Below are 23,967 nucleotides of genomic sequence, written 5' to 3' on the forward strand. Positions count from 1 at the left end.
GTTGTCAGCCCCTCCAACTCTTCTCGTTCTTCAGCACTCAGAGAGACGATGTATTTCTTTTTTGCCATGAATCTCAAGTAAACGCGATGGCTTAAATTATCATCGAATTACCCCTCAAATCAAAGCTGACAGACTACTAGGTCAGGCTATCCAGATCCGCGCCTGCAAGTTAATAGTAGACCGCGTAACCATAACTACTGTAGACCGGCGCATAATTGTAGCCATAACCGTAGTTATCGTAGTAGGTGCCGTAGGAGTAAGGGTTACGACAGGGGTTGTAGTAGTAGCGCCTGCGGGAGTAGTAGTTGCCACCATTAATGGTAGCGGCTTCTGTGGCAGTGATTTCAGTAAATAAGGCTGGTTTCTCGGACGTTTTCATAGCTATCTCCTTTTACAGGTTATTCAATACAGGAGGCAATAAAACCTACCAGATTTTCTCTTAAGCGGTTTGCCTACTGACTGAATAAGTTTTCCTGAAAGAATGGAGGTCTATCCGGATAAATCAGTGAGCGTTCAAAAATTCTTAATGGAGAAGAGAAAATATAGCAATGCTCTATTACCGCTATTTCCCTTTGCATCAGCCACCCAGCCACCCAGCCCCACGCAGTTGTGGGGTTGACTCATCTATACCAATTCTTTTTGAAGCTGCCCAGAAGAATGCCTGGGGATCGAGGGGCTTAGGCTCCTTGTTAAGTGCAAACTCATATTGAACTGGTATAAGCATAGCTACCCTTAATGGGTTGTCACCTTCCGGTATCGGTTCTAAGGTACGATACGTTTAGTTAACAGGTCTTAACAATGGTAGAGCGTCCTATTAAAAAGTCGGAGCGTCAGGCAAAGGCTGATGCGGGTGATGATATTCGTCCCGCTTCTGAGCCATCAAGAGAGCCTAGCAGTCGCAGCGATCGCGCTCCTGATCGCGATCGGGGTAAGGGCAAAGACAAGGGGAAAAAAGGCTCTCGGAGAGATGACAAAGACGAGCCAAAGCAGATGGTCAACCCGGCTTTAATGCGCGGACCCAAACCACAAAAACCAAAGCCTCCGGTTGAGGAAGCACCTGTCGAAGCGGAAGCACCTCCCGTAGAGGAAGCCACTGTCGAGGAAACCACTGTCGAGGAAGCCACTGTCGAGGAAGCCACTGTCGCAGCCCCCGTTGCCGAGGCACCTGCTGTTGAGGAAGCCACAATGGAAGTTCCTACGGAAGCTCCCATACCTGAGTCATCCACAATGGAGATCCCTGCGGCAGAACCTCCGGTAGAACCTCCCGCCGCTGAAGCACCTACTGTTGAGGAAGTCGCGGCAGAAGCTCCTGTGGAAACTCCCGCGGCTGAAATCCCTGCTGTTGAGGAAGCCACGGCAGAAGCCCCTGTGGAAACTCCAATACCTGAATCATCGGCACCTGAAGCCCCTGTTAGTGAGAAAGTACAGGAGCCTGCTGCCGAGGGCTGATGCAGGTAAAAGGTCTGGAAGGGCAGGTTTACAGGCAGAGTTTGTCTTGACCTTACTCTGCCTCTCCAATTAGTGTAAATGCTGCCCAATCTAGCGGTTGGGGATAGTCTTGCATGGTGTCCAGCATTGCCTGCCTTAGGGCGATCGCTTTGTTGGACTGCTGCTGAAGATTGGTGTAAAAACTCATCATTAACCGGGCGGTGGGGGCATCGGGCACTGCCCAAAGGGAAACTACCACACTCGGAACTCCCGCCGAAATAAAGGCACGGGAAAGTCCGATTACGCCATCCCCAGTAATCCTTCCCTGTCCAGTGTTACAGGCACTTAGAACCACCAGATTCGCCCTTAAATTAAAATCCAAAATTTCATCTGCCATTAACAGCCCATCGTCCTGGTTAGAAGCAGCCAGGGCGATGGCACCCGGTACCCCCAGTCCTTGTAAGGAAACGTAGCTGCCCTGGCTACCATATTCCAGCAACCCGTGAGTTGCCAAATGGATAATTTGAGCGTGGGGTAAGCGTTGTTTGACTGCTTCCTTGGTTGCCTGATCCCCAATCAGGGCAGTCGCTTGCAGTAGTTCGGCAATTTTCTGCGCTTCCTGTTCTGCACCTGGTAGGGGAGCGAGAAGTTCGGGCGGCTGTCCAGGTTCAAGTGCCACCTTTGGCATGGTGGGATTGCCGACGATGAGGGCGGAAGAGGGGATGGGGGGATGGAGGGATGGAGTGTTCGTTAGAGTGTTCGTCTTTGGCGTATCCCTCCCTTCTCTCCCCTCTTTCCTATTCGCTTGCTGCCGCGTTAATTCCAATACCTGAATTGAGGGTGCGGTGAGAATGGTGTGCTGTTCAATCAGGTAGGTACCGTTGGGGTTTTGCAGGGCAGCGAAAGGAACCAGGAACAGTGCCTCCTGGGGAATAAAAATAAGGTGAGCGTTGGGGTCTGAGGGCAGTAGGTCAGCAATGGGAGCAATCAGCAGATCGTGGAGTTTTCGCAGTCCCGCCTGTTTGCGAACGCGGGGTCTTTCAGTAGGGTCAGGAGAGACATTGGCACGGGTGCCATCGGAGGTACCTGCACCACTCCCTACAACCCCAATGCCACGAATTGCCCGGGCAACTGCGCCACAGTCTTCTCCCGGCACCAGGCAACGGGCAACCTGAACCACATCCGTTAGCGTGGCATTATCTTGCCAGAGGGGTTTGAGATCTACCCGACGAAATCCTACTTTGCCGCTGGGTTGAACTACCCAGATAAACAGTTCAGATTCTCTGGCACGCTGTTTGCCGCGAAACTTAAAGTCGTCATCGGGGACGATCGCATACTCAATCAGGGTTGCATTCTGCTGGCGGGCAATTTGTTTAATCGTCTCAATGCTAATGGGTTGGTTGATTGGTTGAATGTCCGAAGACTGCGGGCTGATTGACCGGGGTTGAGGGAGATCGCCAGCTTGTTTCTCTTTTCCTGGCTCGGCTCCCGTTTCCGATTGGTTACTGACTGATGGCGGCTGCCTTCCTTCTGCCCCAGTCCGTCTTGCCAGCATCTCGGCAAACGCCCTGGCTCTTCCCTGCTCAGCGGCTTCCAGAGCGGCTTCTGTTTTGTTTGCCGCAACTAAAATCTGTTGCAACAGACTGTAGGAGTGAACCTGCTTATCAAAAATGGAGACCTTATAGGTATCGCTTAAACCCAAACGCAAGGAGTCGAGGAGCTTGATGGCGGCTCGCAAACTTGTTTCTGCCTCTGCCAGTTTGCCTGCTCCAAACAAGGCATGTCCCAAATTATTGAGGGCGAATCCCTGCGCCTCAGGATTACCAATCGCACGGGCGATCGCCAGACTTTTTTGCAGGTACTCAATTGCCTGGGCGTACTGCCCCAGGTCGTCATAAACCAGCCCCAGGCTACCCAGTGCTTCCCCCTCTCGTCTGCGGTCTGCGGCTGACTGTGCCGCTTTCAAAGCTTGCTGATAGTAATCCAGAGCTTGATCTCGCTTGCCTAAGGAGTGGTAGGTAGCCCCCAGATTAATCAGCGTGCTGGCTTCACTGGAGCGATTGTTAATAGACCGGGCAATCTCCAGACTTTGCTGATGAATGGCGATCGCTTCGTTGTATTTGCCCTGATTGGCATAGACCTGCCCTAAGTTGCCTAAAGTAATTCCTTCAGCCGTGCGATCGCTGGTTTGCTTTGCAATCTTGAGGCTTTGCTGATAGGCGATGATGGCATTGTCATAGTCTCCCACCGCTTCAAACGCATTACCCAGATTAAGTAGGACTTGTCCTAAGCGGGAGCGATCGCCTAGGGACAGCATCAATTTGCCTGCCTGCCTGTGGGCACTGATAGCGTCCCAGTAGCGTCCTAGAGAGGTATAGGCGATTCCCAGGTTGCCCAATGCCTGTGCTTCCCCCTGGCGGTCTTGCAGCGATCGGACAATCGGCAAATAAGTTTCCAGGTGGGCGACTGCCTCCCGGTATCGTTCCAGTCGCACCAGGGCGGCTGCCAGATTTGCCAGAGCGGTCCCTTCTCTCTGCTGGTTTTGTTGCTGGCGATATAGCCCCAGGGCTTGTTGCCAGGATTTGACCGCCGCTTCCAGTTGTCCAGCCTGGTAATGTTCACGCCCCTGGTTCAGAAATTGATCCGCAGCTCTAATTGACTGATTGAAAGTGGGCGAGGGAGTCGTCTTTTCTGGTTGAGCAGGGGCGGTGGGACTTTCCTGTGCCTGGCTGACTGCAATCGGAGCGATCGCCATTACCAGCGTTGCAAAGGTCGTCAGCCACATCAGGTCAATTCGCATGGTATCCAAACCCAGTTCCCGTTCTACAGAAAGCGCTGCACCTCTTCCACAGAAAGGTTCAATGCGGCGGCTACCTGTTCCACACTTAATCCCAGTTCTAACAAACGGGGAATTGCATCCTGTCGTAGCTGCACTTCCTGTTGCAACGCCTGTTCTGCCTGCTGACGCTCTAATTCTGCCTGCTGACGCTCTAGCTCTGCCTGCTGACGCTCTAATTCTGCCTGCTGGCACTCTAATTCTGCCTGCTGCCTTGCTTCTTCCGTTTCTGCATGACTAAGAAGCCGTTGGTTGGTTTGCAGGTTGTAGAACCGCAACGCGCCATCACTGACTCTTAAATCAAGACCTAAGACTTCGCTATAAATCGAAACGATGCCATCTGCCTGTCGCTGAAGCGGTATTGGTTGGTAGCGTCCATCCACTAAACGAGAACCTTTCAGTGATGGCTGAAGATAGTCTCCCGTTGGGTCATACTGAAAGTACTCTTGCACACCCAGGCTCTGGTACTTCTGTGGTTTCTCCTTTTCATCGTTTTCTTGAGTGGTTTTGGAGGTCACTTCCAACACAAAGTCAGGTCCATGTCCTCCTTCTTCCCAAACCTTGTAGCTGCGTCGTTTCTTCTTCTCAACTCCAAACACCACAAACACATCAGGGGAAACAACCGCATCTGGTACGCCCTGCCGATAATAGACAAACAGATTACCCGATATGTAAACATCCGGTCGATTCTGAAAATAAATGTTGAGCGCCTCAACGCAGTAAATCAGATAATCACGAGTCGGATCACTCTCGGTCATCGGTTGCCCATCGCCATCGGGGTAGACAATCTCAAAGTCGAGTTGGTGGGCGGAAGGATTCATCGGGCATTCCTCAACTCAACAGGAATGGCTCTACCATAGCATTGCCGTGATTGAAAGGGGCGATCGCTTGTAGTTAACGCAATCAATGCCTTCCAGACCTCCAAGTCTTTCAAAACCTCGGAGGTCTAAAACTATTAGGATGGCAACAGAGGGGTCAAATCCAGATGAGGCTCGATCGCATCTGCCAGCGCATTAAGCATCAATTCCCGCTGTTCCCGGTAGTTAGAAACTCCGGTTGGGAGAGATTTTAGCCCACGCTGCTGGCGCAGGCGGTTTAACCAGGCGCGTCGCCACGGACCATTATCAAAAATCCCGTGCAGGTAGGTTCCCCAAACGGCTTGAGAAGCATCCACGATGCCCAGGCTGGGGTCATCAAATAGAGGTTGCGTTTCGTCGGTCTCAGTTTCCATCGGGCGGGTTCTGCCCTGATGAATCTCATAACCAGCAACGGGTAACCCTTCCTGGGGAAAGTTGGAGGTCACCAGTCGCTGGCGGGCAACTTTCTGTCCAGCAATAACGGTTTTGAGGGGTAAAAGTCCTAAGCCTTTATAACGTCCTTCCTGACCTTCAATTCCCTCTGGATCTGCCAGAATTTTGCCCAACATTTGGTAACCGCCACAGATGCCTAAAACAGTCCCCCCGGCTGCCACATAGTTCAGAATCTCCTCTGCCATACCAGTTTTGTGGAGAACAATTAGATCGGCGATCGTGGTTTTGGAACCGGGGATAATCAGCGCATCTGGGTGCCCCAAGGGCTGCTTGGGACTAAGGTATTTAACTGAAACACTGGGTTCAGCCTCAAGTGGATCAAAATCCGTAAAGTTTGAAATTCGGGGCAGACGAACGACTGAGATATTGATTTCTCCAGTAGAGTTAGCAGACGGTCTGTCCAACAGGCTAAGAGAGTCTTCGGCGGGAAATGACTGGTCAAGCCAGGGGATCACCCCAATCACTGGAATTCCGGTACGCTCTTGTAACCAATCAATCCCTGATTGCAGTAGCGATCGCTGTCCGCGAAACTTATTAATGACCACGCCTTTAATCAGCGCCCGTTCGTCTGGCTCTAGCAGTTCCAGGGTACCAACCACATGGGCGAAAGCACCGCCCCGGTCAATATCCACAACCAGCAGGGTGGGTGCATTGAGATATTTAGCAACCCGCATATTTGTCAGGTCACGGTGTTTGAGGTTAATTTCAGCCGGACTCCCTGCTCCCTCACAAACCACCAGATCAAATTCTTCTCCCAGGCGACGGAGCGACTCTTCGATCGCCTGCCAGCCCGCCTCAAAAAATTGGGCATAGTATTCTGCCGCGCCAACCTTACCCACGGCTCTACCCTTGAGGATGACTTGAGAAGTCATATCTCCCTGGGGTTTCAACAGGATGGGATTCATCTCTACAGACGGCATGATACCGGCTGCCCATGCCTGCACTGCCTGGGCATGACCAATTTCTCCACCGCTGGGTGTCACATAGGCGTTCAGTGCCATGTTCTGTCCTTTAAATGGCGCAACTCGCCACCCCCGCCGATTCAAAATGCGGCAGATGGCAGTCGTCAGCAGTGATTTTCCTGCGTGGGATGTGGTTCCCACAACCATGATGGCTTTCATCAGTAACTCCCGTGCCCAGAGGCTAAAGGCAGGCGATAAGGCGGAAAACGGAAGACAGAAGGGTTTGTCAAACTTCTTGTGACAATTCTAGAAGAGGGAGTCGAGAGAATCAGGATTTTAAGAGGGGCAAAAGACTGTTTCCAGGGTATACCCGGTCAGAAAACTAAATGATTTTGTCCTTCATCTATTATTCTTTATCTTCACCTTTTATCCTTCATCTTTTATCTCTCATCCTTCCCTAAATCGGTAGTCTTAGCCAACGATTCAAAAGATTATAGAGGTGATCACTCAAAGTCGGCGCATAGCGAGGAGTGTCTCCACTCTCCTGCCACTTCTGAATCAATTGTCGTCCCAGGGGTGTCACCCGGAAACTGTCCGTTAAACCCTGCCCATCTACTTCTCTCCGCAGCACCCCAACCTGGATCAGCCACAATAGCTCATTTTCGGCGGTCAATTCAGACAGGGGTTTCATAGTGTACTGGTTTTGGACACCGGAACTGCCTGCGATCGCGCCTAGAGAGACACTCTGGCTTACCATTGTGATGAACATTTCTAGTCGAAAGGGAGCACACCGTATTGCCTGTTCTGCCCGTTCCAGAGTTTGATTGGGATATTGAATGGATTGGCGGGTTCTGTTAGCAGAAGTCATTTGGGTGAAGTAGAAATTGAACTTTTGAGCGAAATTGTAAAGTAATGCTGATGTTCTCTATCTTATGCGTTTTCCTACGTGCAGATGAGTTTGTTAAACATGGGAGACGCTACCTCCAGTCCGGCAGGTAAATATTGGGAAGAACGTCATAGCTCTGGTTCGCCAGGTGATAGGTTCTCCCAACCCCGTCCAACCAGCTTCAACCACCACCACACGGGGAAGCTTTGCATCCTGTGACATAGATTTTGATTCCAATATTTTCGAGTTTGCAGGAAATAAAGATTTTTTTATGCTGCTCAGAGTGAACATTTTAGTTGTAATATTCAAAACCTATTGACGTGGTGTGCGACAATTGACCGAGCCCTGGTGTCTGAAAAAATTTTTAGCCATTCAATCTAATTTCCACAAGACACTGGGGATCCTGGCTACCAAGGTGCACATTGCAGTATTGGCGAGTAATCATCATTACCTGCTTTTGTTGGTTCAGTTCAATGCTTTTTTCTGTCGTTTTTGGAGTCCTATCAGTCGTGCAGTCGGGTGCCCAATGGAACTTGCACTGACTTTTCAGCTTCTGTTATAGAGAGCTTTTGTGTCGAGAGTGTGTCCCTGAATGTTCATTTCACCCTGAAGTGCTTATTTTTTTGAGAAGAGTCTGATTAAAAGCCTATCTAAAAAAATCCCAACCGCTAAACCCCAGTCCTAGACCCAGGAAGTTTTCGGATAGGCTTTAAATCCTAAATTTGAGCACTGAAACATACTGCGCCAGTCATTTGAGGAATTACTGATGTTGAGATCTAGCCGCAAACCGTATAGATCTAGCTATAGGCTAAATCGCAAGAAACGTCCATTTCCCTGGCTCTGGGCAATTCTAATTGGCATTCCGGCTACGCTTGTTGTTGCAGAATTGCTGATGCGAACCGTCACTGGCTTGAATGGCAAAACGGCAGAGCTAGAGGCTTACCAGGGTGAGCCGTTGAATATTACTGCCTACCGGCTGAAATTCCTCAATTCTGCTGGTAACCCCTATGATGGTTTGTCGAACCAGGGACGGCTGAAGGTCAAGCGCAGCCCGTTGATGGGCTATCGACTGGTCGGCAACCAGCAGAGCAATTTCTGGCAAATCAATGCCCAGGGATTTCGGGCGGAGCAGGCGATCGCCCTGGCAAAACCCAAAGACGAAATCCGGATTTTTGTCATGGGTGGCTCGGCGGCATTTGGGCAAATGAGTTCCAGCAACCAGACCACCTTTGCCAGTAAGCTCGAAACCTTACTCAATCAGCAAGTCGCCACTCAAAAGAGCAACCCCAAAAAGTATCGTCCAGATGTGTTGCCCTATTTTGCCGATGAACTGACTAAAGCAATGGCACTCCCGCCCCGCATTCGGGAAAGCCGCTACCGGGTAATAAATGCGGCAGTACCGGGCTATATTTCCAGCAATGAACTGGTGCAGCTATCGCTCCAAATCCTGACATATAAGCCTGATTTCATTGTGCTGGTGGATGGCTATGGTGATTTAGTGGTACCCAGCGACCAGGAAGGCACGGATATTCCTGGACAGGAGGCACTGCTGACCAACGCTTCCCAGCACTTTTTCGCCAATCTCAACCAGTCCTTCAAGGATTGGGTCTATCAGTCCTACCTGGTGCGAGGTTTTCAATATTGGGTATTACGTCCCCAAAACACTCTGCACCAGTTCATTCCACCGGCAGACAATCAGGAGACGTTGCCCCAGCATTTTTCGTCAGATGCGGAGGAGCTAAACCGTCGGACAAGCCGCTATCGCAACAACTTGCAGCAGATCGCCCGCTTGACCACCTCTGCCAACATTCCCCTGATTCTGGCGCTGCAACCTGAAATTACCAGCCGGAACCCGCAGACCCTGTCTCCCAAAGAAAAGGAAATTTTGGAGCAGTTAGGCTCAACCTATCCCCAGCAGGTGAAAGGGGGCTATACTCAGCTTCAGAAAGCGATCGCCCAGGTCAGACAAGATTTCCCAAAAGGGGTGACTACTCTTAATCTGAATGAGTCCTACTCTAACTTTGCTGGGGAAGCCTTTCAGGATGCGATTCACCTGACAGACGAAGGCAACACGGTACTGGCAGCCCAGTTGTATGAGGCGATCGCCAAACAACTATTGGTTCAACCCAAACCCTACAGTGAATCAGGCACACCTTCACGCTAAAACAGCCCCCTCTACTCGTTTATGCCCAGGCTCCAGGCTCTTATCTTCGACGTTGACGGAACGCTAGCAGACACTGAACGAGATGCCCATCGGGTTTCATTCAATCAGGCTTTTGCAGAAGCAGGACTGGATTGGAACTGGTCTGTCGAACGCTATCAAGATCTGATCAAGGTCGCGGGGGGAAAGGAGCGCATCCTATCTTACTTACAGAGCGATCGCCCCGGTTTTCATCCGGCAGATGACCTGTGGGCATGGGCAGCAGAACTGCATCGGGCAAAAAAACACCACTACCAGCAGTTAATGCAGGCAGGGTTGATTCCCTTGCGACCTGGGGTGCGACGGCTAATCCAGGAAGCACAAGAACAGGGGATGAGGTTGGCGATCTCCACCACCAGCGATCCGGAAAATGTCCTGGCTCTATTAAAAACGGCCCTTGCTCCCGATAGTGCTACCTGGTTTGAGGCGATCGCCGCTGGGGATATGGTTGCCACTAAAAAGCCAGCCCCTGATGTCTATCTTTATGCCCTGGAAAAGCTAGCTTTGTCCGCTGATGAATGTCTTGCGATTGAGGATTCCCATCAGGGCTTACGGGCAGCAACCGCCGCAGGACTAAAAACCGTGATTACCGTGAATGGCTATACCCAGGATGAGGATTTTTCTGCGGCAGCGCTGGTACTGAACCATTTAGGGGAACCAGATCTACCGTTTCAAGCGATCGCGGGTTCCACCAACGGTGCTAGTTATTTTGACCTTGCACTAGCAAAATACTTGCTGGAACCCAGATAGGTGCGATGCGAATTTTCCGCAGAGTGGAGTGTACTAGCGCTTGAGGAAGCGATCCAGAATTTCTGCCTGCTGGTTTGTGTTGAGCTGAGGAATCGCCAGTTCTGGCAGGAACTTGCTTGCAGGGGTTGGTGTTACCAAAAACATGGAGGTTTCTTCGGGTCCTGTTGGTAACGAACTTTCCCAATCAACGGGCAGAGAGGAATAGGTGGAGTCTGTTAAGTCCTTTTCTGGGGGAACACTCGCCTTTCGAGCAGCGTGAACCTGCTCCAACACATCAGATGGTAGGGAATCAGATATTTTGGAAGCATTGCAAACGAAAAAGGTAAACGCTAGACTGCCCAGACGAATCTGATCGCCATCTTTTAGGGGCGTACAGTATCGAACAGGTTCCCCATTTACAAACGAGCCATTCGTGCTATTCAAATCAATCAGGTAAAAGCCTTCACCTTCGACGTATTGAAGAGCCGCATGGCGGCGAGATAGACGCTTATCTTGCACTGAGATTGGCGCTTTGCGATCGCGCCCAATCACCCAAACTGATTCTGGCTGGTAAAGTGCCTGAGTCTTACCTTTGAGTAAGTTGGTGATTAAATGGGTCTGTTTCCCTTGTACTACCCCCTGCACATAGCGTAATGCAGTCCGGGTACGTCCCTTACCGTCTGTGTTTTCCAGATCCAGAATTTCGTCAAGCAGACCCCGGTGATGCTCATAAAGCTTCAAAAATACTCGATAAAGACCTAGACGTTGCTCCAGCTCTTTATCACCGGAAGCTGTGAGCACTTGAGACGAGTATTCAGCCAATGATTGTGAATCGATCATAACTAAACCCATGCCTGAGCAGTTGCAAGACTAAAAAGTTTGGTTGCACAGATAAGACAAAATGGAAAACTCAGACAACCCAAAGTATTCCCACTCATCGAAGTTAATTGCTATGGAATTATTAATAAATTTTATAAGCCAGTACCCAAATAGCCTGTTTCTTAGATTAAACCTCTGCGGACTTAGACATAACCGCATGATCACGGGTTAATTTTCTAGCTCATCTTCTGGTGAATTTGTCAATGGTGGATTCACCAGGATATTCTTTACGAAATTTTTTCTGGTGTTTGACCTTTGCTTCTCCTCCTGAGCAAAGGTTGCCAAACTGACAGCGCAGTTTACTAGCACAACCCATATTTTTCTACAATAGATTAGAAGGTCAGTCTCTCGATATCCCTAGATAGCGTTTCCTTTCTGGGTGAGGTACATCTCATCTGTTGACTCAAGGGTTCTACGGTTATCCATTTACCTCACTGGATTCAAAAACGCTATAGAAAGATAAAATAATCCACTTGATGGAGGTTTGATATGGCTTTTAGAGCCATAAAGTAAGTGAAGGGTCGATTTTGGCGTGTTATTTTGTTAAACCCCTCAAATCCATCAACCCGCTGACCTGTGCATCTACCGAAATTTATTGCTGTCGCGTGTATCTGCTAAGTAAGGCGAACGAGCCTAAATAAGGCGAGAGAGTCTTCAGCGACACAAAATGTTGTCCCGCTGGTTCCATGTATGGGCTGGCGCAATTCCTATTTTTACATTATGTTAATTCCTTCATCGGGGGATGAGCGTCATTCCCGGATTGCTAAGCCTTTAGCCCTGGAGCGTATTGACCCGCCAGCGGGTATCAGGAATGGGAATCATTTGCCTGCTCCTCCTGGAACACCGAGACCTGGGGTTTTGCAGAAAAACTGGCTGCTCTTGAAGAAACTGCAAAAAGCTAAACTGGTTGCGCGTCAGCAGGGCTATGGTTTTCCGGTATCTCCTCAACCGGCACCAGAACTGGAAGCATTGCAGCAAGCGGCGAGGCAGGGAGAACGCCAAAAGTCGCGGATTGGTTTGCGTGACAAAGCCCCGTTGGATGATTCCGGCATTTTAGAACCATTGAGTAGTCATGCAGCGCCTCTGTCACCCTTGAGAGAACGAGATGGACAGGCGCTATTGGCTCTGTTTCAGCGAGAGGATATGCTTCAGATTGAAGCAGATATTGCCGATCGCTTGCTCCATCTTTTACCAGAGCCATGCTGGGAAGACAATCCCTTCGAGTTTATCCGTGAATTTCTGTAGGGGTTCTCAGTGCCCTGGACAGAAAAATCGTTTCACCCTAAATAATTCCCCGTATTATGGGTGAATGCAAACCCCACTTGTGCAATCCGTTTATCCTCGTCCCTTTTTGAAATGGGCAGGTGGAAAAGGTCAACTGATTCAACAATACATTCCCTATTTTCCCAAGCGGTTTTCAACCTACTACGAACCGTTTCTTGGGGGAGGGGCTATTTTCTTTTATTTGCAACCGAATTGCTCATTTTTGATGGATATCAATTCTGAGTTGGTCAATGTATTTTGCTGCGTCAGGGATGAAGTTGAAACCTTAATTAGATTGCTCAAGCAACACCGCGATCGCCATTGTGCAGACTATTACTATTACATCCGCTCCTGTGCGGCTGGCTCAAGCATTGAACGAGCTGCTCGCCTCATATATTTGAATAAAACCTGTTTTAACGGTCTTTACCGGGAAAACTCTAAGGGGCAGTTTAATGTTCCCATTGGCAGGTACAAAAATCCTGCCGTCTGTGATCCAGAATTGTTGCGTGCAGCCTCGTGGAGTTTGCAAAATACCCAAATTGAAGTTCAACCGTTTGAGGTTGTGTTGAATTACGCCAAGAGCAAGGAAGACTTTGTTTACTTCGACCCCCCCTACCATCCCATCAGCGCCACCAGTAAATTTACCTCTTATAACCGCTATTCTTTTTCCCAGGAAGATCAGCTTCGATTACGGGATACGTTTGTGCAGTTAGCAAACCGAGGGGTTCAAGTCATGCTTTCAAATTCAGACTGTCCCTTTATTCGAGACCTCTACAAAGATTTCACGATTTATACGATTTATGCATCGCGATCAATTAATTCCAATAGCGAGAAACGTGGAAAGATTACCGAACTGTTAATCACATGCTAAGAAATGGGGATTCAGCGGGTAAGAATCTTTTCCAAAAGTGTATTTTTTGATACTTTTCCCCTATTTACCTGGACTATTTGAAATAATGGTGAATAATACAGGCAACTACCGATGCTGTTGAGTAGAGGTCAAGCAATGTCAGATTTCTGTAATATTTCTGTTCCTAAAACGCCTCAAGAGTTGGAGCGGGCGATTCAGCGTTACCGGACAAGTAATTTGAAGGGCGTTGACCTGTTTTGTCAGTGGTTGGCAATTCGGGATGCTTCCCTGGCGCAAAATGACTCAGAGATGGAGGGAGATCGCGTTCCTGGCGAATCCAGCTACTAGTACAACAAAACGAAAGTTTTGCAACCCTAGGGAAGGCTGGGCGATCTCGTATCTTTCTCCATAAAGGGGGTGGCTTTTCCCGGTTAAAATACCTGAAGTCCTCCCACTTTATAGGGTTTACATTATGTCGGTTCAGCTTCCCATCCCGGTTTTGGTCAATGGTGCAGGGGGCAAAATGGGGCGTGAAGTCGTGAAGGCGATCGCCCAGGCAGACGATATGACTTTAATGGGGGCTGTTGATCTGAACCCTGACTATCAGGGACAGGATGCTGGTGAACTGGCTGGGTGTGGAACATTAGAAGTTCCGATTACTAATGACTTCCAGCCAATGCTGGCGTTTGTTTCCCAGGAGAAACAGCTTGCTGTCATGGTGGACTTCACCCACCCTGACTCTATCTATGACAATATTCGATCGGCGATCGCCTATGGAGTTCGCCCCGTGGTGGGTACCACAGGTTTAAGCCCAGAACAACTTCAGGATCTGGCAGAATTTGCCGATAAAGCCAGTACGGGTTGTTTGATTGTTCCCAATTTTTCAATTGGTATGGTTCTGCTCCAGCAAGCAGCTATTCAAGCTTCGCGGTACTTTGATCACGTCGAGATTATTGAACTGCATCATAATCAGAAAGCGGATGCTCCCAGCGGTACTGCTCTGCAAACTGCTCAACTGCTAGCAGAATTTGGTAAATCGTTTAATCCGCCTACGGTTCAAGAAACAGAAAAACTACCTGGAGCCAGGGGTAGCCAAGCCGAAGCCGATATCCGAATTCACAGTATCCGTCTGCCCGGTTTGATTGCTCACCAGGAAGTGATTTTTGGCGCTCCCGGTCAAATTTATACCCTCAGGCATGACACCAGCGATCGCGCCTGCTATATGCCAGGAGTGCTGCTAGCCATTCGCAAAGTAATTCAGCTCAAGTCGCTCGTCTATGGGCTAGAAAAAATTCTCTAGCCTTTGTTATCCTCACCCCTCACCCCTCCCACCTTCCATAAAGGGTCCTACAGGCAATGGTGACATGGCTAGAGCGTCCGATTGACTGCGGTTGAAATCCAGCTATAGCGTTTTTGAATCCAGTGAGGTACATGGATAGCCGTAGAATCCTTGAGTCAAACAGATGAGATGTACCTCACCCAGAAAGGAAACGCTATAAGTCGAAAGGGTAACGCCAGAAAGAGTGCCAGTAAGAGCTTGCTGATAGGTCCAGCTGCAGCGGTTGCACTTCGCCACCATCGGCTCTGTAACCGCTGATCGCTAATGTAAATCGCTCCCCCAGGTAGAGGGATTCCGGCAAGCAGTCAGAGTGTGACCGGCAACACCAAACTCGGTAAGGGGTTAGCGTACTTAATCGGATTATAGGCAAGGTAACCTTTTTCCTTGACCGCTGTGTCGCCTCCCCAATAGGCAACTACAGCATGACCAAATTCTTGGACACTAATTGATACAATCCAGCCAATGCAGAGAATGGCTACAGGCACAACCACGTATCCTCCTGTAGGTACAGGGCAAAACCAGCTTCTACTCTGCCTTACAGGAATTAGACCAGCCTGCGTGAATGCACGGAGGATTTTGCCAATGCACCATGCTTAAACGGCTTCTCAGATACTTGCAGAATTGTTAATTCTACACTTCCATCTATCTTATGACTCCGGAACAAATCAACAGTGCGTTAATCCAGCTTTTTGATGACCAGGTAGCAGCGATCGCCGCTGGCTCCTGGCAAGTCGAAACTTCCGATTTCCGTCTGCTAATAATCCTTTCAGAAGACCAGTCCTGGTTGCGGCTCTTAATTCCGATTGCCTCTGCCCAGGATGCGCTACCGTTTGCCGAGCAACTGCTGGAAGCCAATTTTGATAGTACTCAAGAAACTCGTTATGCCTTGCAAGAAGGTGTATTGTGGGTTGTCTTTCAACACAACCTTGCCCACCTGAACCCCGCCGACTTTTCAGCGGCTATTCAGCGACTGGTAACTCTCCATCAACAAGGACTGTCTGATTGCTTTAATCAACTGGTTAAAACCCGTGTCCGTCAAATTGTCAAAGTTGCCAAACAACAGGGACAGTCTCTTGAAATGACCCTTCAAATGCTCGATCGCTTCTACCAGGAAGGAATGATGGGCGATTTGGAGGATAGTCCTCAGACCCGGGAAGAGACAATGGCAACCTGGAAGTACCAGTTAGAAAGTCTGTGGGGAGAATTTGAGCCATAATTTTTACCCTGAAGCGATCGCGTTCCTTTAAGGATGAAAGTTGATTGAACCGCGAGTCAACCACTGTTCTGTGAATTATGAAAGACTAATCACCCTACAATGGGGCGATTGCTTAAATATCTACTCCATGTCCTTTGACAATCTCTGCAAGCTATTGTCAGAAAAACACCCAGATCGCTTTGTAAATTGGCTTTTAGGAGAAGTGCCCCAAACTGTGGCAGTCCTTAAGACTGAATTGAGTATTGAACCCATTCGAGCCGATTCGGTAACCTTTCTGCAAACCGATCAGCGTATTGTTCACCTGGAATTTCAAACTAGAATCGAGTCCAATCCTCCGCTTCCGCTCCGAATGCTAGATTATTGGATTCGGCTACATCGGCTCTATCGCCTGCCCGTAACGCAGGTAGTGATTCTGCTGTTGCCTCCATCCGATGCAACCGAAATTGAAACCGTCTTTAATGTGGAATCAACCCGCCATGAGTATCAGGTTGTGAAGTTATGGGAGCAAGACCCTACCATTTTTCTGAATGATCCAACCCTATTACCGTTCGCTTCCCTGGCAGCAACCTCTGCTCCTGCCCAATTACTACATCGGGTCGCCCAAGTGATCAGTGAGATAAAATCAACTCAGCAGCGACAGGAAGTCTCTGGCTATGCCCAACTACTGGCTGGGTTGAGGTTTGATAAACAGTTAATTCGACAAGTTTTTATGGAGGGGGCTATGAGAGAGTCGGTCATTTATCAAGAAATCTTTCAGGAAGGCAGACAGGAAGGCAAACAGGAAGGCAGGCAGGAAGGACGGCAAGAAGGCAGACAGGAAGGACGGCAAGAAGGCAGACAGGAAGGCAGACAGGAAGAAGGATTGGCACTAGTGCTGCTGTTGTTGGAACAGCGCATCGGGCAGTTACCGGAGGATTTGCGCGATCGCCTCTCCACGCTCGATTTACCACAGCTTGAAACACTGGCAATTGCGTTACTCAAGTTCTCCAACATTTCCGATCTGATGGACTGGTTGGGGCAGTAAGGGGGCGATGGCTCCACAACCTCTGGATGGCTACACATCTCTTCTTACAGCGTTGCTGGATTTTGGGTATGAATTGAGAGTTATATAAACTGGAACGAAATTTCAATTCATACTGCTACTCAGCACCTCCCTTCTTACCGCTGGTTTAAGGGAATTTGAATAATAAACTCGCTGCCCTGTCCCGGTTCTGACAGGCAGTAGAGGGAGCCACCATGCTTCTCAGTCACGATTTGGTAGCTGATGGATAAACCCATACCAGTTCCTTTCCCCACAGGTTTTGTTGTGAAAAAGGGATCGAACAACCGACCGCGAACGTCCTTGGGAATCCCAGGTCCGGTGTCGGCGATCGTGATTCTCACATAGTTGGATTCAAGCCGTGAGGTGGAAATTGTAATGGTGGGAGAGGGGGGGGTGCTCAGGGGGGCAGCGTGGGGATTGGGGGTAGGAGAGTCTTTCAAATCAGAACTCAAACCCTTTAACTCAAGATTTTCTTCGATCGCATCAATTGCGTTACTGACAATATTCATAAATACCTGGTTTAGCTGCCCTGCATAGCATTCCACCAAAGGCAAGTTGTCATAGTTCTTCACAATTTCAATCGCAGGACGGCTATCCTTTGCCTTGATGCGACTTTGCAAAATCATCAGTGTGCTATCGATGCCTTCATGGATATCCACCGCTTTCATCTCAGCTTCGTCCATGCGGGAGAAGGTTCGCAGGGATGCCACAATTTTTTGAATCCGGTCTGCCCCAACCCGCATTGAATTCAGCAGTTTGGGTAAGTCTTCTACCAGAAAATCCAGATCAATTTCCTCAGCTTCTGCCTGCACGTCAGGGTGAGGATCTGGATAGTGTTGCTGATAAAGCCCTAACAAGCTCAGTAGATCCTGGGTGTAGGCATTTGCATGGTTCAGGTTGCCAAAGATAAAGTTGACTGGATTGTTAATTTCGTGGGCAACGCCCGCCACTAGCTGACCCAGACTCGACATCTTCTCACTTTGAAGCATCTGTGCCTGGGTATGCTGTAGCTCTTGAAATGACTCTTCTAAATCGGTAGCCTGCTGTTTAAGCTGAGTTTCTGCCTGCTTCAGTTCAGTAATGTCAGAGCTAGTGGCGACAATCCGATAAATTTGTCCGTCTTCGTTTCTTAAGGGGTTAAAGGTGGTTAAAAACCAAACCTGGCGATCGCCAAACATCAGGCATTCTTCTTCCGTCAGGGCAGTCCCAGTTTCTACGCAACGGGTAAAGGTCTGACACAGTCTTGTTCCCTCAACGGTCCCAAACCGCTCTTCAGGAGTTTTTCCAGCGACATCGGCACTGCTTAAACCCGTAATTTGTTCGGCATACTGGTTGTAACTGACATAGCGAAACTCGTTATTTTTAAGGACATCAATTACAAAAATGCAACACTCAACGCCATCATAAATGGTGCGCAAAAATTGCTCTTTTTCTCGCAGTTGTGCTTCCGCCTGTTTACGTTCCGTGATGTCTTCTGCGATCGCCAACAGGTATTGCGGCTTCCCTTCACTATCCAGAATCGTCGTTTTGGTGGTTTTTAAGATACGAGTCTCACCCTCGACGGTTTGAATCGGCTCTTCTGGAATTTCAACGACCTTACCACTGTTAATGACGTGTCGATCTTGAGTGGTAAAGGTTCTCGCTTGCTCCTCTGGAAAGAGGTCATAGTCATGATTCCCAATCACTTCATCGGCAGTGTAGCCTAGCAACTCCTGGGCAGCCGTGTTCCACAAAATAAACCGCAAATTCTCCGCTTCCTTTGCAAACACAGAAACGGGCAAATTTTCCAACACAGATGCCAGAAAATTTTGTGTTTCCCGCAGTTCCATCTCCCCGTGTTTGCGCTCTGTAATGCTCAAGCCGACACCCCGAAAGCCAATAATATCGCCTCTGTCATCTAGCATCGGAATACCATTGACCTCTTCCCAGACAATCTCACCTGAGGGCAAAATGTCTCGGTACTCTAGTTTAAAGCTACCTTTGCGATTGGAAGACTCCTGCAAAATCGCTTGTACAGGTTCTATATCGTCGGCAAACATGAACTCTAAGGGCGAATGCCCTAGTAGCTCTGCGGGTGTGTAGCCCTTGACTGCTTTTGCCTTGTCTGTCACGAAGGTATACAACCCATTCGCATCAATTTCCCAAATGTATTCTCCAGCGGCTTCTGACACATCTCGGAAACGCTGTTCACTTTCTCGCAGTGCCGATTCAGCCGCTTTGCGATCGCGTTCACTCGCCTTTTGTTCACTGATATTGCGAACAATGGTTGTGACTTCGTTTTCTCCGCTGGTGACGATGCGAGCTTCATAGTCGTTGACGTTACCGTCGAATTCGAGTTGATATTCAATTAACTGAATAGTGCCACTATCTAGTGCCGTATTAATTGCCGCCACAATTTTTCGGGCAACTTCAATCGGCAGTACCTGATCCAGCGGTTTACCCAGAAATAGCTCTGGCTCAACAATGGTATTCCATTCTCTGGAAGGAAAAAAGTCAAGGTGAACACCTTGCCGATTGTAGCGGAATAGCAGGTCAGGGATTGCCTCCAACAGTGCCCGATGTCTGGCTTCACTTTCTCTCAGCGCGGCTTCTGCCTGCTTCCGCTCTGTGATATCAATTCCCAAGGAGGCAACGCTGATCAGTTCACCGCTAGAATTGACCAGCGGCGTATTATGCCACTCACAAATAATGGTACGCCCATCCTTCGTCAGGTTCTCATTCACATGGACATTGCCGCTTTGCTGGCTCAAAAGTAGCTGGATGAGTTGATGAATGTCTTGTTTAGCCGCTTGAGGGATGAGAAAATCAAGCCGACGACCCAGAACCTCCTCTTTGCCATAGCCGAAAATGTTTTCTGCTGCCAGGTTCCATTCCGTTACTTCAAAATTTTGATTCCATTCAATGATGGCGATCGGGGTTTGCTGAATCAATAATTCTAACCGTTGCTGAGACTCCCTTAGTTTTTGAGCTGCCAGCCTTCGTTCAGACTCATCTCGTTTGCGATCGCTGACATCACGGGCAGTTGCATAAATTAATTGATCCTCAGTGTGAGGAGTAGATGTCCAGGAAAGCCAGCGGTAGGAGCCATTTTTACAGCGGTAGCGGTTTTCAAACCGAACAATCTCCTCTCCCTGGGATAGGGCAGTGACCTGAGTAAGGGTTGCTGGACGGTCATCGGGGTGAACCAATTCAAGAAACGGTTTTGTCAGCAGTTCCTCAGTTGTATAGCCTAAAATCCGCTCGAAGGAAGGATTGACCCGCTTGAAGTAACCGTCAAATCCAGCAATGCAAAGCATATCGGGAGAAAGATTGAAGAAGCGATCGCGTTCTTCCTCTGCCTGCTCCCGATTCCGTTGAGCAGCGTTGCGTTCCCAAATTTCGGCTTGCAAGCGCTCAATGGTTTGCTGCAATTCAGCCGTGCGCTCTTCAACCCGCTCCTCCAGGTCTTCATTTGCCTGCTGCAAAGACTGTTCTGCCAACCGACGCTGAGTAATCAATTCTGCGAACATGACCAGTCCGCCAATTTCGCCTGCACTGTTGTACCAGGGGCGTATTTCCCATCGGAGCCAATCAATCGTGCCATCGGAACGGCTAAACGAGTCTTCATCGCAGCGCTCGATCTCACCCGCCAAGCCCTGTTGGTAAATAGCCTGCCACCGAATTGCTTCTGGAAATAGGTCGTAATGCAAGTATCCCCGCAGGTCGCGATCGCCCAGTCCAAAGTTTTCCTGCCACTGACGACTGACCAGCAAATAGCGCAGATCCCGATCCAGCAGGGCGATCGCCGCAGGGCAGTACTCAATCAATGTCTGCATAGGATCCATTGGAACTGATTGCATGGATGGATGCAGCAGCCCATCAAAGCTTGTGCCCTGCTCTGTCTGCGAAGAAGTCTGTTCAAAGCCGCAGGGCTTGTCCGGCGGGTAACTTGCCATATCTCGCTAAGAGAAAAATAGAGAATACCTCCCCCATTATGCCCCTGCCCATCCCTGAATTAACGCTGGTATAAGTGGTGAGAGGGAATGGAATCGGTCTGAATATAGCGTTTTTGAATCCAGTGAGGTACATGGATAGCCGTAGAATCCTTGAGTCAAACAGATAAGATGTACCTCACCCAGAAAGGAAACGTTATAACTGGTGTCGGGTGCAGAGAATTAAGAGTTGAGAATTTTGAAGTTTATGGATAATGGGTAACAGGTAATGGGAGGTTAGTGGTCAGTTGTTGGTTGTTAGTTGGTTAGTCAGAAGTCAGGGTCGGCAGTTAACAAGACTTTGAATTCTCAACTTTCAACTCTCAACTCCTACCACTTCTCATAACAAACCATTCAATTTAACGTATCTCAACCATGAGCCAGCTACCAGACGACCCTAATAACTTTGAGAAACGGCGGGAACTTTCTCAGGAAGAGGAAGCATTTCAACTGCGACAGGAAGAAAAACGCCTTGAAGCCGCGAAAAGAAGTGCGACTTTTGCCTGGATTGTTAACAGCATTTCACTGCTGGTGAGTCTGCTGATTATTTTACTGATCATGCGATTTCTGCTACGGCTGCTGGGAGCCAATACAGAAAACACCTTCGCCCAATTCATTCTCAATCTATCAGAGCCTTTTGTGGCTCCATTTTCGACGCTGTTTATTAGCCCCGTGACCGGGGGTGGGGCGAGCATTTTTGATGTGAATGTTTTGGTTGCGATCGCAGTTTATTCGCTTCTGGGCTGGTTAGCGATTACGTTCGTGCGCTATCTGCGCGGGCGATAGCAACCCATCGTTGTTCCTTAACGGGCTTTCATATCCGCGATCGCAGTCTGGGCTAACCCAGCGATCGCCTGATCCGTTGCCTTCGGTAAGTGGTAATACCTGCCCCCTGCTTTCTGTGCCAGTTCCTTAGCAAACCCGGTAGAGATGAACTTATTCTCCGTGTCAATCACCAATAGCTGAATGTTGAGGGCACGGATCTTTACTGCGATGTCCAGCAATTCAGCTTTGATGTCGGGCTTTTCGCCTTCCGGGATAGTTTCACCCAGCGATCGTGCCAGCGGAATGTTACCCCGTCCGTCGGTAATTGCCACAATCACCACCTGACCAATATCTCCAGACTGCTTGGCATTCATCCCTACCCGAACCGCTTGCGTTAAACCGTGTGCCAGGGGAGACCCCCCACCACAGGGCAGCCGATCTAATCGCCGTTTGGCAGCTTCAATCGAACGGGTGGGGGGCAACAACACCTCCGCCTGTTCTCCCCGAAACGGAATCAGGGAAACCTGGTCCCGGTTCTGGTATGCCTCGGTCAGCAATCGCAGGACAGCTCCCTTTGCCGACTGCATCCGGTTCAATGCCATGGAGCCAGAGGCATCGACCACAAACACAACGAGCGCTCCTGCCTTGCGGGCTAGCCGCTTAGTGCGGATGTCACTTTGTTCGACAAAGACTCGCTTACGGGAAGGGGATGGGGAATAGGAGGTAGGAGAAGGATGAGAAGTACTTGCCCGCTGTCGGCGGGCTTTTTGGTAGGGGGCAGCGGCTCGTAAGGTGGCATCTACAGCTATTCGGCGCACTTTCCCTTTGGGTAGCATCGGTTTGATATAGCGCCCCCGATCTTCGGAAAGAATCAGGGTACGGCTCCCCGATTTGCCCTGACGGGTTGCCATCTGAGCAAAGTAAAGGACCTCCGGATCGAGGATGACCCCTTCCGCATCAAAGACGAATTCCTCTGGAATGCTGGGTGGGTCTTGCTGCTGATCTTCCTGGTCTTCATTTTCTTCTTTGTCGTCCTGCTCCTGTTCCGAATCTTCGGTTTGATCGGGCGGTGGCGGTGGTGGCGGTGGTGGTTGCTCCTGTTCCGGTGGAGGTGGGGTAATGATGGAGCGGGGAATAATGACCAGTTGAACCGCACGGCGCAGGTCATCAGCCGTCACCTCAGTCCGCCCTTCCAAAGCCGCATGGGCTTTGGCAACCCGAATCGCAAATAGTTCTGCCCGGTGCCCCTGGACATTTCCACGCACCGCTTCAGTCACCAAATATTCAATTTGCTCTAGCTTGATTTGCACATCCTTCAGCCATTCCCGCGCCAGGATGATCTGAGTCTTCAGGGAATCCAGATCTTCGCTGTACTGTGCCAGAAATTCTTTAGGGTCATTAGAGTAGCGGGTGGCTAGCTCAACTGCCTGAACCCGATCGCCAATCCCCAGTTCTATATCGGCAGAAAGGGCGATCGCAATTCGATCCAGCAAATGATTCCGCAAGTCCCCTTCTTCTGGATTATAAGTTGCCACCAGTAGCGGTTTACACGGGTGTTGAAAGCTAATACCCTCCCGCTCAATCTGGTTGCGCCCATCGGTTAAAACCGTCAGCAACAGGTTAGAAATCTGGTCATCCAGCAGGTTAATTTCATCCACATACAGCACCCCCCGGTGAGCCTCTGCCAATAACCCCGGTTGGAAAACCGTATCTCCTTGTTTAATTGACTGGCTCACATCCACCGAACCCAGCAACCGATCCTCTGTCACACCCAGGGGAATTTGGATAAAGGGGGCAGGAATAATTTCAGTGGGAATGTCAGTCGGCACCTCACCGTTTTCTGTGCTCACCTTTTCCAGGGTTTCATCATCCCACTCTCCAGGAGTTTGGGGATCGCAATTAAGAGAGCCTTGGACAATCTCAATCGGCGGCAGCAGCGCATGTAAAGCCCTCGCCATCACTGACTTAGCAGTACCACGCCGTCCAGCGATCACAACGCCTCCCAGCCCCGGATCAATGGCTGAGAGCAGCAGGGCAAGCTTAATTGCCTCCTGACCCACAACGGCTGTCAGGGGAAAGGCTAGGGGGGTAACGGGCGTACTGAGTGCTGGCATGAACCAAGTCTAAATGTGCTCCAGATTTCAGGATAGCAGGGTGAGGGAACTCCAGGTTTTAAGTTGGGTATGGGATCAAGGATCATCCTCAGATCCCCGGTGTATTGTTGGGATTAATTTGGCTGGCTGAAACAATATTTCATAGACACCCGGGATCTTAAGTTACGGGGATTCAGGCTACCGAGTTGCTCATTGGGTTTGGACGTGGTTTAGAATGTCCCGCAGCACAAGCTTAGA

20 protein-coding genes are annotated in these 23,967 nt (G+C 49.5%); 10 read left to right on the forward strand and 10 right to left on the reverse strand.

Going from position 1 to position 23,967, the window contains the following annotated elements; genetic code table 11:
- Positions 1 to 169: 169 nt before the first annotated feature.
- Positions 170 to 379 (reverse strand): hypothetical protein, encoded by a 210-nt coding sequence (locus tag AC1S52_RS20265; RefSeq protein ID WP_482030862.1) that lies wholly within the window; start codon positions 377 to 379, stop codon positions 170 to 172.
- A 419-nt stretch (positions 380 to 798) separates the two neighbouring features.
- Here AC1S52_RS20265 and AC1S52_RS20270 point away from each other — a divergent pair, with 419 nt between their 5' ends.
- Entirely contained in the window at positions 799 to 1,449 is a 651-nt protein-coding gene (locus AC1S52_RS20270) for a hypothetical protein (RefSeq protein ID WP_482030863.1), read from the forward strand.
- Between the two features lie 52 nt (positions 1,450 to 1,501).
- On the opposite strand, the gene AC1S52_RS20275 is transcribed toward AC1S52_RS20270, so the two are convergent.
- The 5 genes from AC1S52_RS20275 to AC1S52_RS20295 form a co-directional block, all read right to left on the reverse strand.
- Positions 1,502 to 4,228: a CHAT domain-containing protein gene (locus AC1S52_RS20275; protein ID WP_482030918.1), complete on the reverse strand. Its 2,727-nt coding sequence runs from the start codon at positions 4,226 to 4,228 to the stop codon at positions 1,502 to 1,504.
- Positions 4,229 to 4,251: 23 nt separating this feature from the next.
- The gene (locus AC1S52_RS20280) at positions 4,252 to 5,085 is read right to left on the reverse strand and encodes a Uma2 family endonuclease (protein WP_482030864.1); all 834 of its coding nucleotides are present in this window, start codon (positions 5,083 to 5,085) and stop codon (positions 4,252 to 4,254) included.
- A 134-nt stretch (positions 5,086 to 5,219) separates the two neighbouring features.
- Entirely contained in the window at positions 5,220 to 6,695 is a 1,476-nt protein-coding gene (gene cobQ / locus AC1S52_RS20285; RefSeq protein WP_482030865.1) for a cobyric acid synthase CobQ, read from the reverse strand.
- Between the two features lie 238 nt (positions 6,696 to 6,933).
- Positions 6,934 to 7,344, reverse strand: coding sequence for an Npun_F0494 family protein (locus AC1S52_RS20290; RefSeq protein WP_482030866.1), 411 nt, complete (start codon positions 7,342 to 7,344; stop codon positions 6,934 to 6,936).
- A gap of 93 nt (positions 7,345 to 7,437) precedes the next feature.
- Positions 7,438 to 7,584 (reverse strand): hypothetical protein, encoded by a 147-nt coding sequence (locus tag AC1S52_RS20295; RefSeq protein WP_482030867.1) that lies wholly within the window; start codon positions 7,582 to 7,584, stop codon positions 7,438 to 7,440.
- A gap of 544 nt (positions 7,585 to 8,128) precedes the next feature.
- Here AC1S52_RS20295 and AC1S52_RS20300 point away from each other — a divergent pair.
- Together AC1S52_RS20300 and AC1S52_RS20305 are read left to right on the forward strand one after the other, a co-directional pair.
- A complete protein-coding gene (locus AC1S52_RS20300; protein ID WP_482030868.1) occupies positions 8,129 to 9,526 on the forward strand; it encodes an SGNH/GDSL hydrolase family protein in 1,398 nt (465 codons plus the stop codon).
- Between the two features lie 21 nt (positions 9,527 to 9,547).
- Positions 9,548 to 10,312 (forward strand): HAD family hydrolase, encoded by a 765-nt coding sequence (locus tag AC1S52_RS20305; RefSeq protein WP_482030869.1) that lies wholly within the window; start codon positions 9,548 to 9,550, stop codon positions 10,310 to 10,312.
- A gap of 33 nt (positions 10,313 to 10,345) precedes the next feature.
- Here the strand turns inward: AC1S52_RS20305 and AC1S52_RS20310 are convergent, their stop codons facing one another.
- Positions 10,346 to 11,131, reverse strand: a complete 786-nt coding sequence (locus tag AC1S52_RS20310) for an FHA domain-containing protein (RefSeq protein ID WP_482030870.1) — start codon at positions 11,129 to 11,131, stop codon at positions 10,346 to 10,348.
- A gap of 759 nt (positions 11,132 to 11,890) precedes the next feature.
- Here AC1S52_RS20310 and AC1S52_RS20315 point away from each other — a divergent pair.
- The 4 genes from AC1S52_RS20315 (at position 11,891) to dapB (ending at position 14,583) form a co-directional block, all read left to right on the forward strand.
- Positions 11,891 to 12,415 carry a hypothetical protein gene (locus AC1S52_RS20315; RefSeq protein WP_482030871.1) on the forward strand — a complete coding sequence of 175 codons (525 nt, stop codon included), beginning with the start codon at positions 11,891 to 11,893 and terminating at the stop codon, positions 12,413 to 12,415.
- Positions 12,416 to 12,479: 64 nt separating this feature from the next.
- Entirely contained in the window at positions 12,480 to 13,304 is an 825-nt protein-coding gene (locus tag AC1S52_RS20320; RefSeq protein ID WP_482030872.1) for a DNA adenine methylase, read from the forward strand.
- A 135-nt stretch (positions 13,305 to 13,439) separates the two neighbouring features.
- A complete protein-coding gene (locus AC1S52_RS20325; RefSeq protein WP_482030873.1) occupies positions 13,440 to 13,631 on the forward strand; it encodes a hypothetical protein in 192 nt (63 codons plus the stop codon).
- A gap of 124 nt (positions 13,632 to 13,755) precedes the next feature.
- Positions 13,756 to 14,583 carry a 4-hydroxy-tetrahydrodipicolinate reductase gene (gene dapB, locus AC1S52_RS20330; protein WP_482030874.1) on the forward strand — a complete coding sequence of 276 codons (828 nt, stop codon included), beginning with the start codon at positions 13,756 to 13,758 and terminating at the stop codon, positions 14,581 to 14,583.
- A 344-nt stretch (positions 14,584 to 14,927) separates the two neighbouring features.
- On the opposite strand, the gene AC1S52_RS20335 is transcribed toward dapB, so the two are convergent.
- Complete coding sequence (locus AC1S52_RS20335; RefSeq protein WP_482030875.1) at positions 14,928 to 15,107, reverse strand: hypothetical protein; 180 nt, start codon at positions 15,105 to 15,107, stop codon at positions 14,928 to 14,930.
- A 164-nt stretch (positions 15,108 to 15,271) separates the two neighbouring features.
- Here AC1S52_RS20335 and AC1S52_RS20340 point away from each other — a divergent pair, with 164 nt between their 5' ends.
- Positions 15,272 to 15,838 carry a type III secretion system chaperone gene (locus tag AC1S52_RS20340; protein ID WP_482030876.1) on the forward strand — a complete coding sequence of 189 codons (567 nt, stop codon included), beginning with the start codon at positions 15,272 to 15,274 and terminating at the stop codon, positions 15,836 to 15,838.
- A 127-nt stretch (positions 15,839 to 15,965) separates the two neighbouring features.
- The gene (locus AC1S52_RS20345; RefSeq protein WP_482030877.1) at positions 15,966 to 16,862 is read left to right on the forward strand and encodes an Rpn family recombination-promoting nuclease/putative transposase; all 897 of its coding nucleotides are present in this window, start codon (positions 15,966 to 15,968) and stop codon (positions 16,860 to 16,862) included.
- A gap of 134 nt (positions 16,863 to 16,996) precedes the next feature.
- Here AC1S52_RS20345 and AC1S52_RS20350 read toward each other — a convergent pair whose 3' ends face one another.
- Positions 16,997 to 20,815: a PAS domain-containing sensor histidine kinase gene (locus AC1S52_RS20350; RefSeq protein WP_482030878.1), complete on the reverse strand. Its 3,819-nt coding sequence runs from the start codon at positions 20,813 to 20,815 to the stop codon at positions 16,997 to 16,999.
- A gap of 411 nt (positions 20,816 to 21,226) precedes the next feature.
- Here AC1S52_RS20350 and AC1S52_RS20355 point away from each other — a divergent pair, with 411 nt between their 5' ends.
- Positions 21,227 to 21,637 (forward strand): YggT family protein, encoded by a 411-nt coding sequence (locus AC1S52_RS20355; RefSeq protein ID WP_482030879.1) that lies wholly within the window; start codon positions 21,227 to 21,229, stop codon positions 21,635 to 21,637.
- Between the two features lie 17 nt (positions 21,638 to 21,654).
- On the opposite strand, the gene bchD is transcribed toward AC1S52_RS20355, so the two are convergent.
- Entirely contained in the window at positions 21,655 to 23,730 is a 2,076-nt protein-coding gene (gene bchD, locus AC1S52_RS20360; protein ID WP_482030880.1) for a magnesium chelatase ATPase subunit D, read from the reverse strand.
- Positions 23,731 to 23,967: the final 237 nt, after the last annotated feature.

This window comes from Kovacikia sp. CALU 1929 (assembly GCF_056784235.1).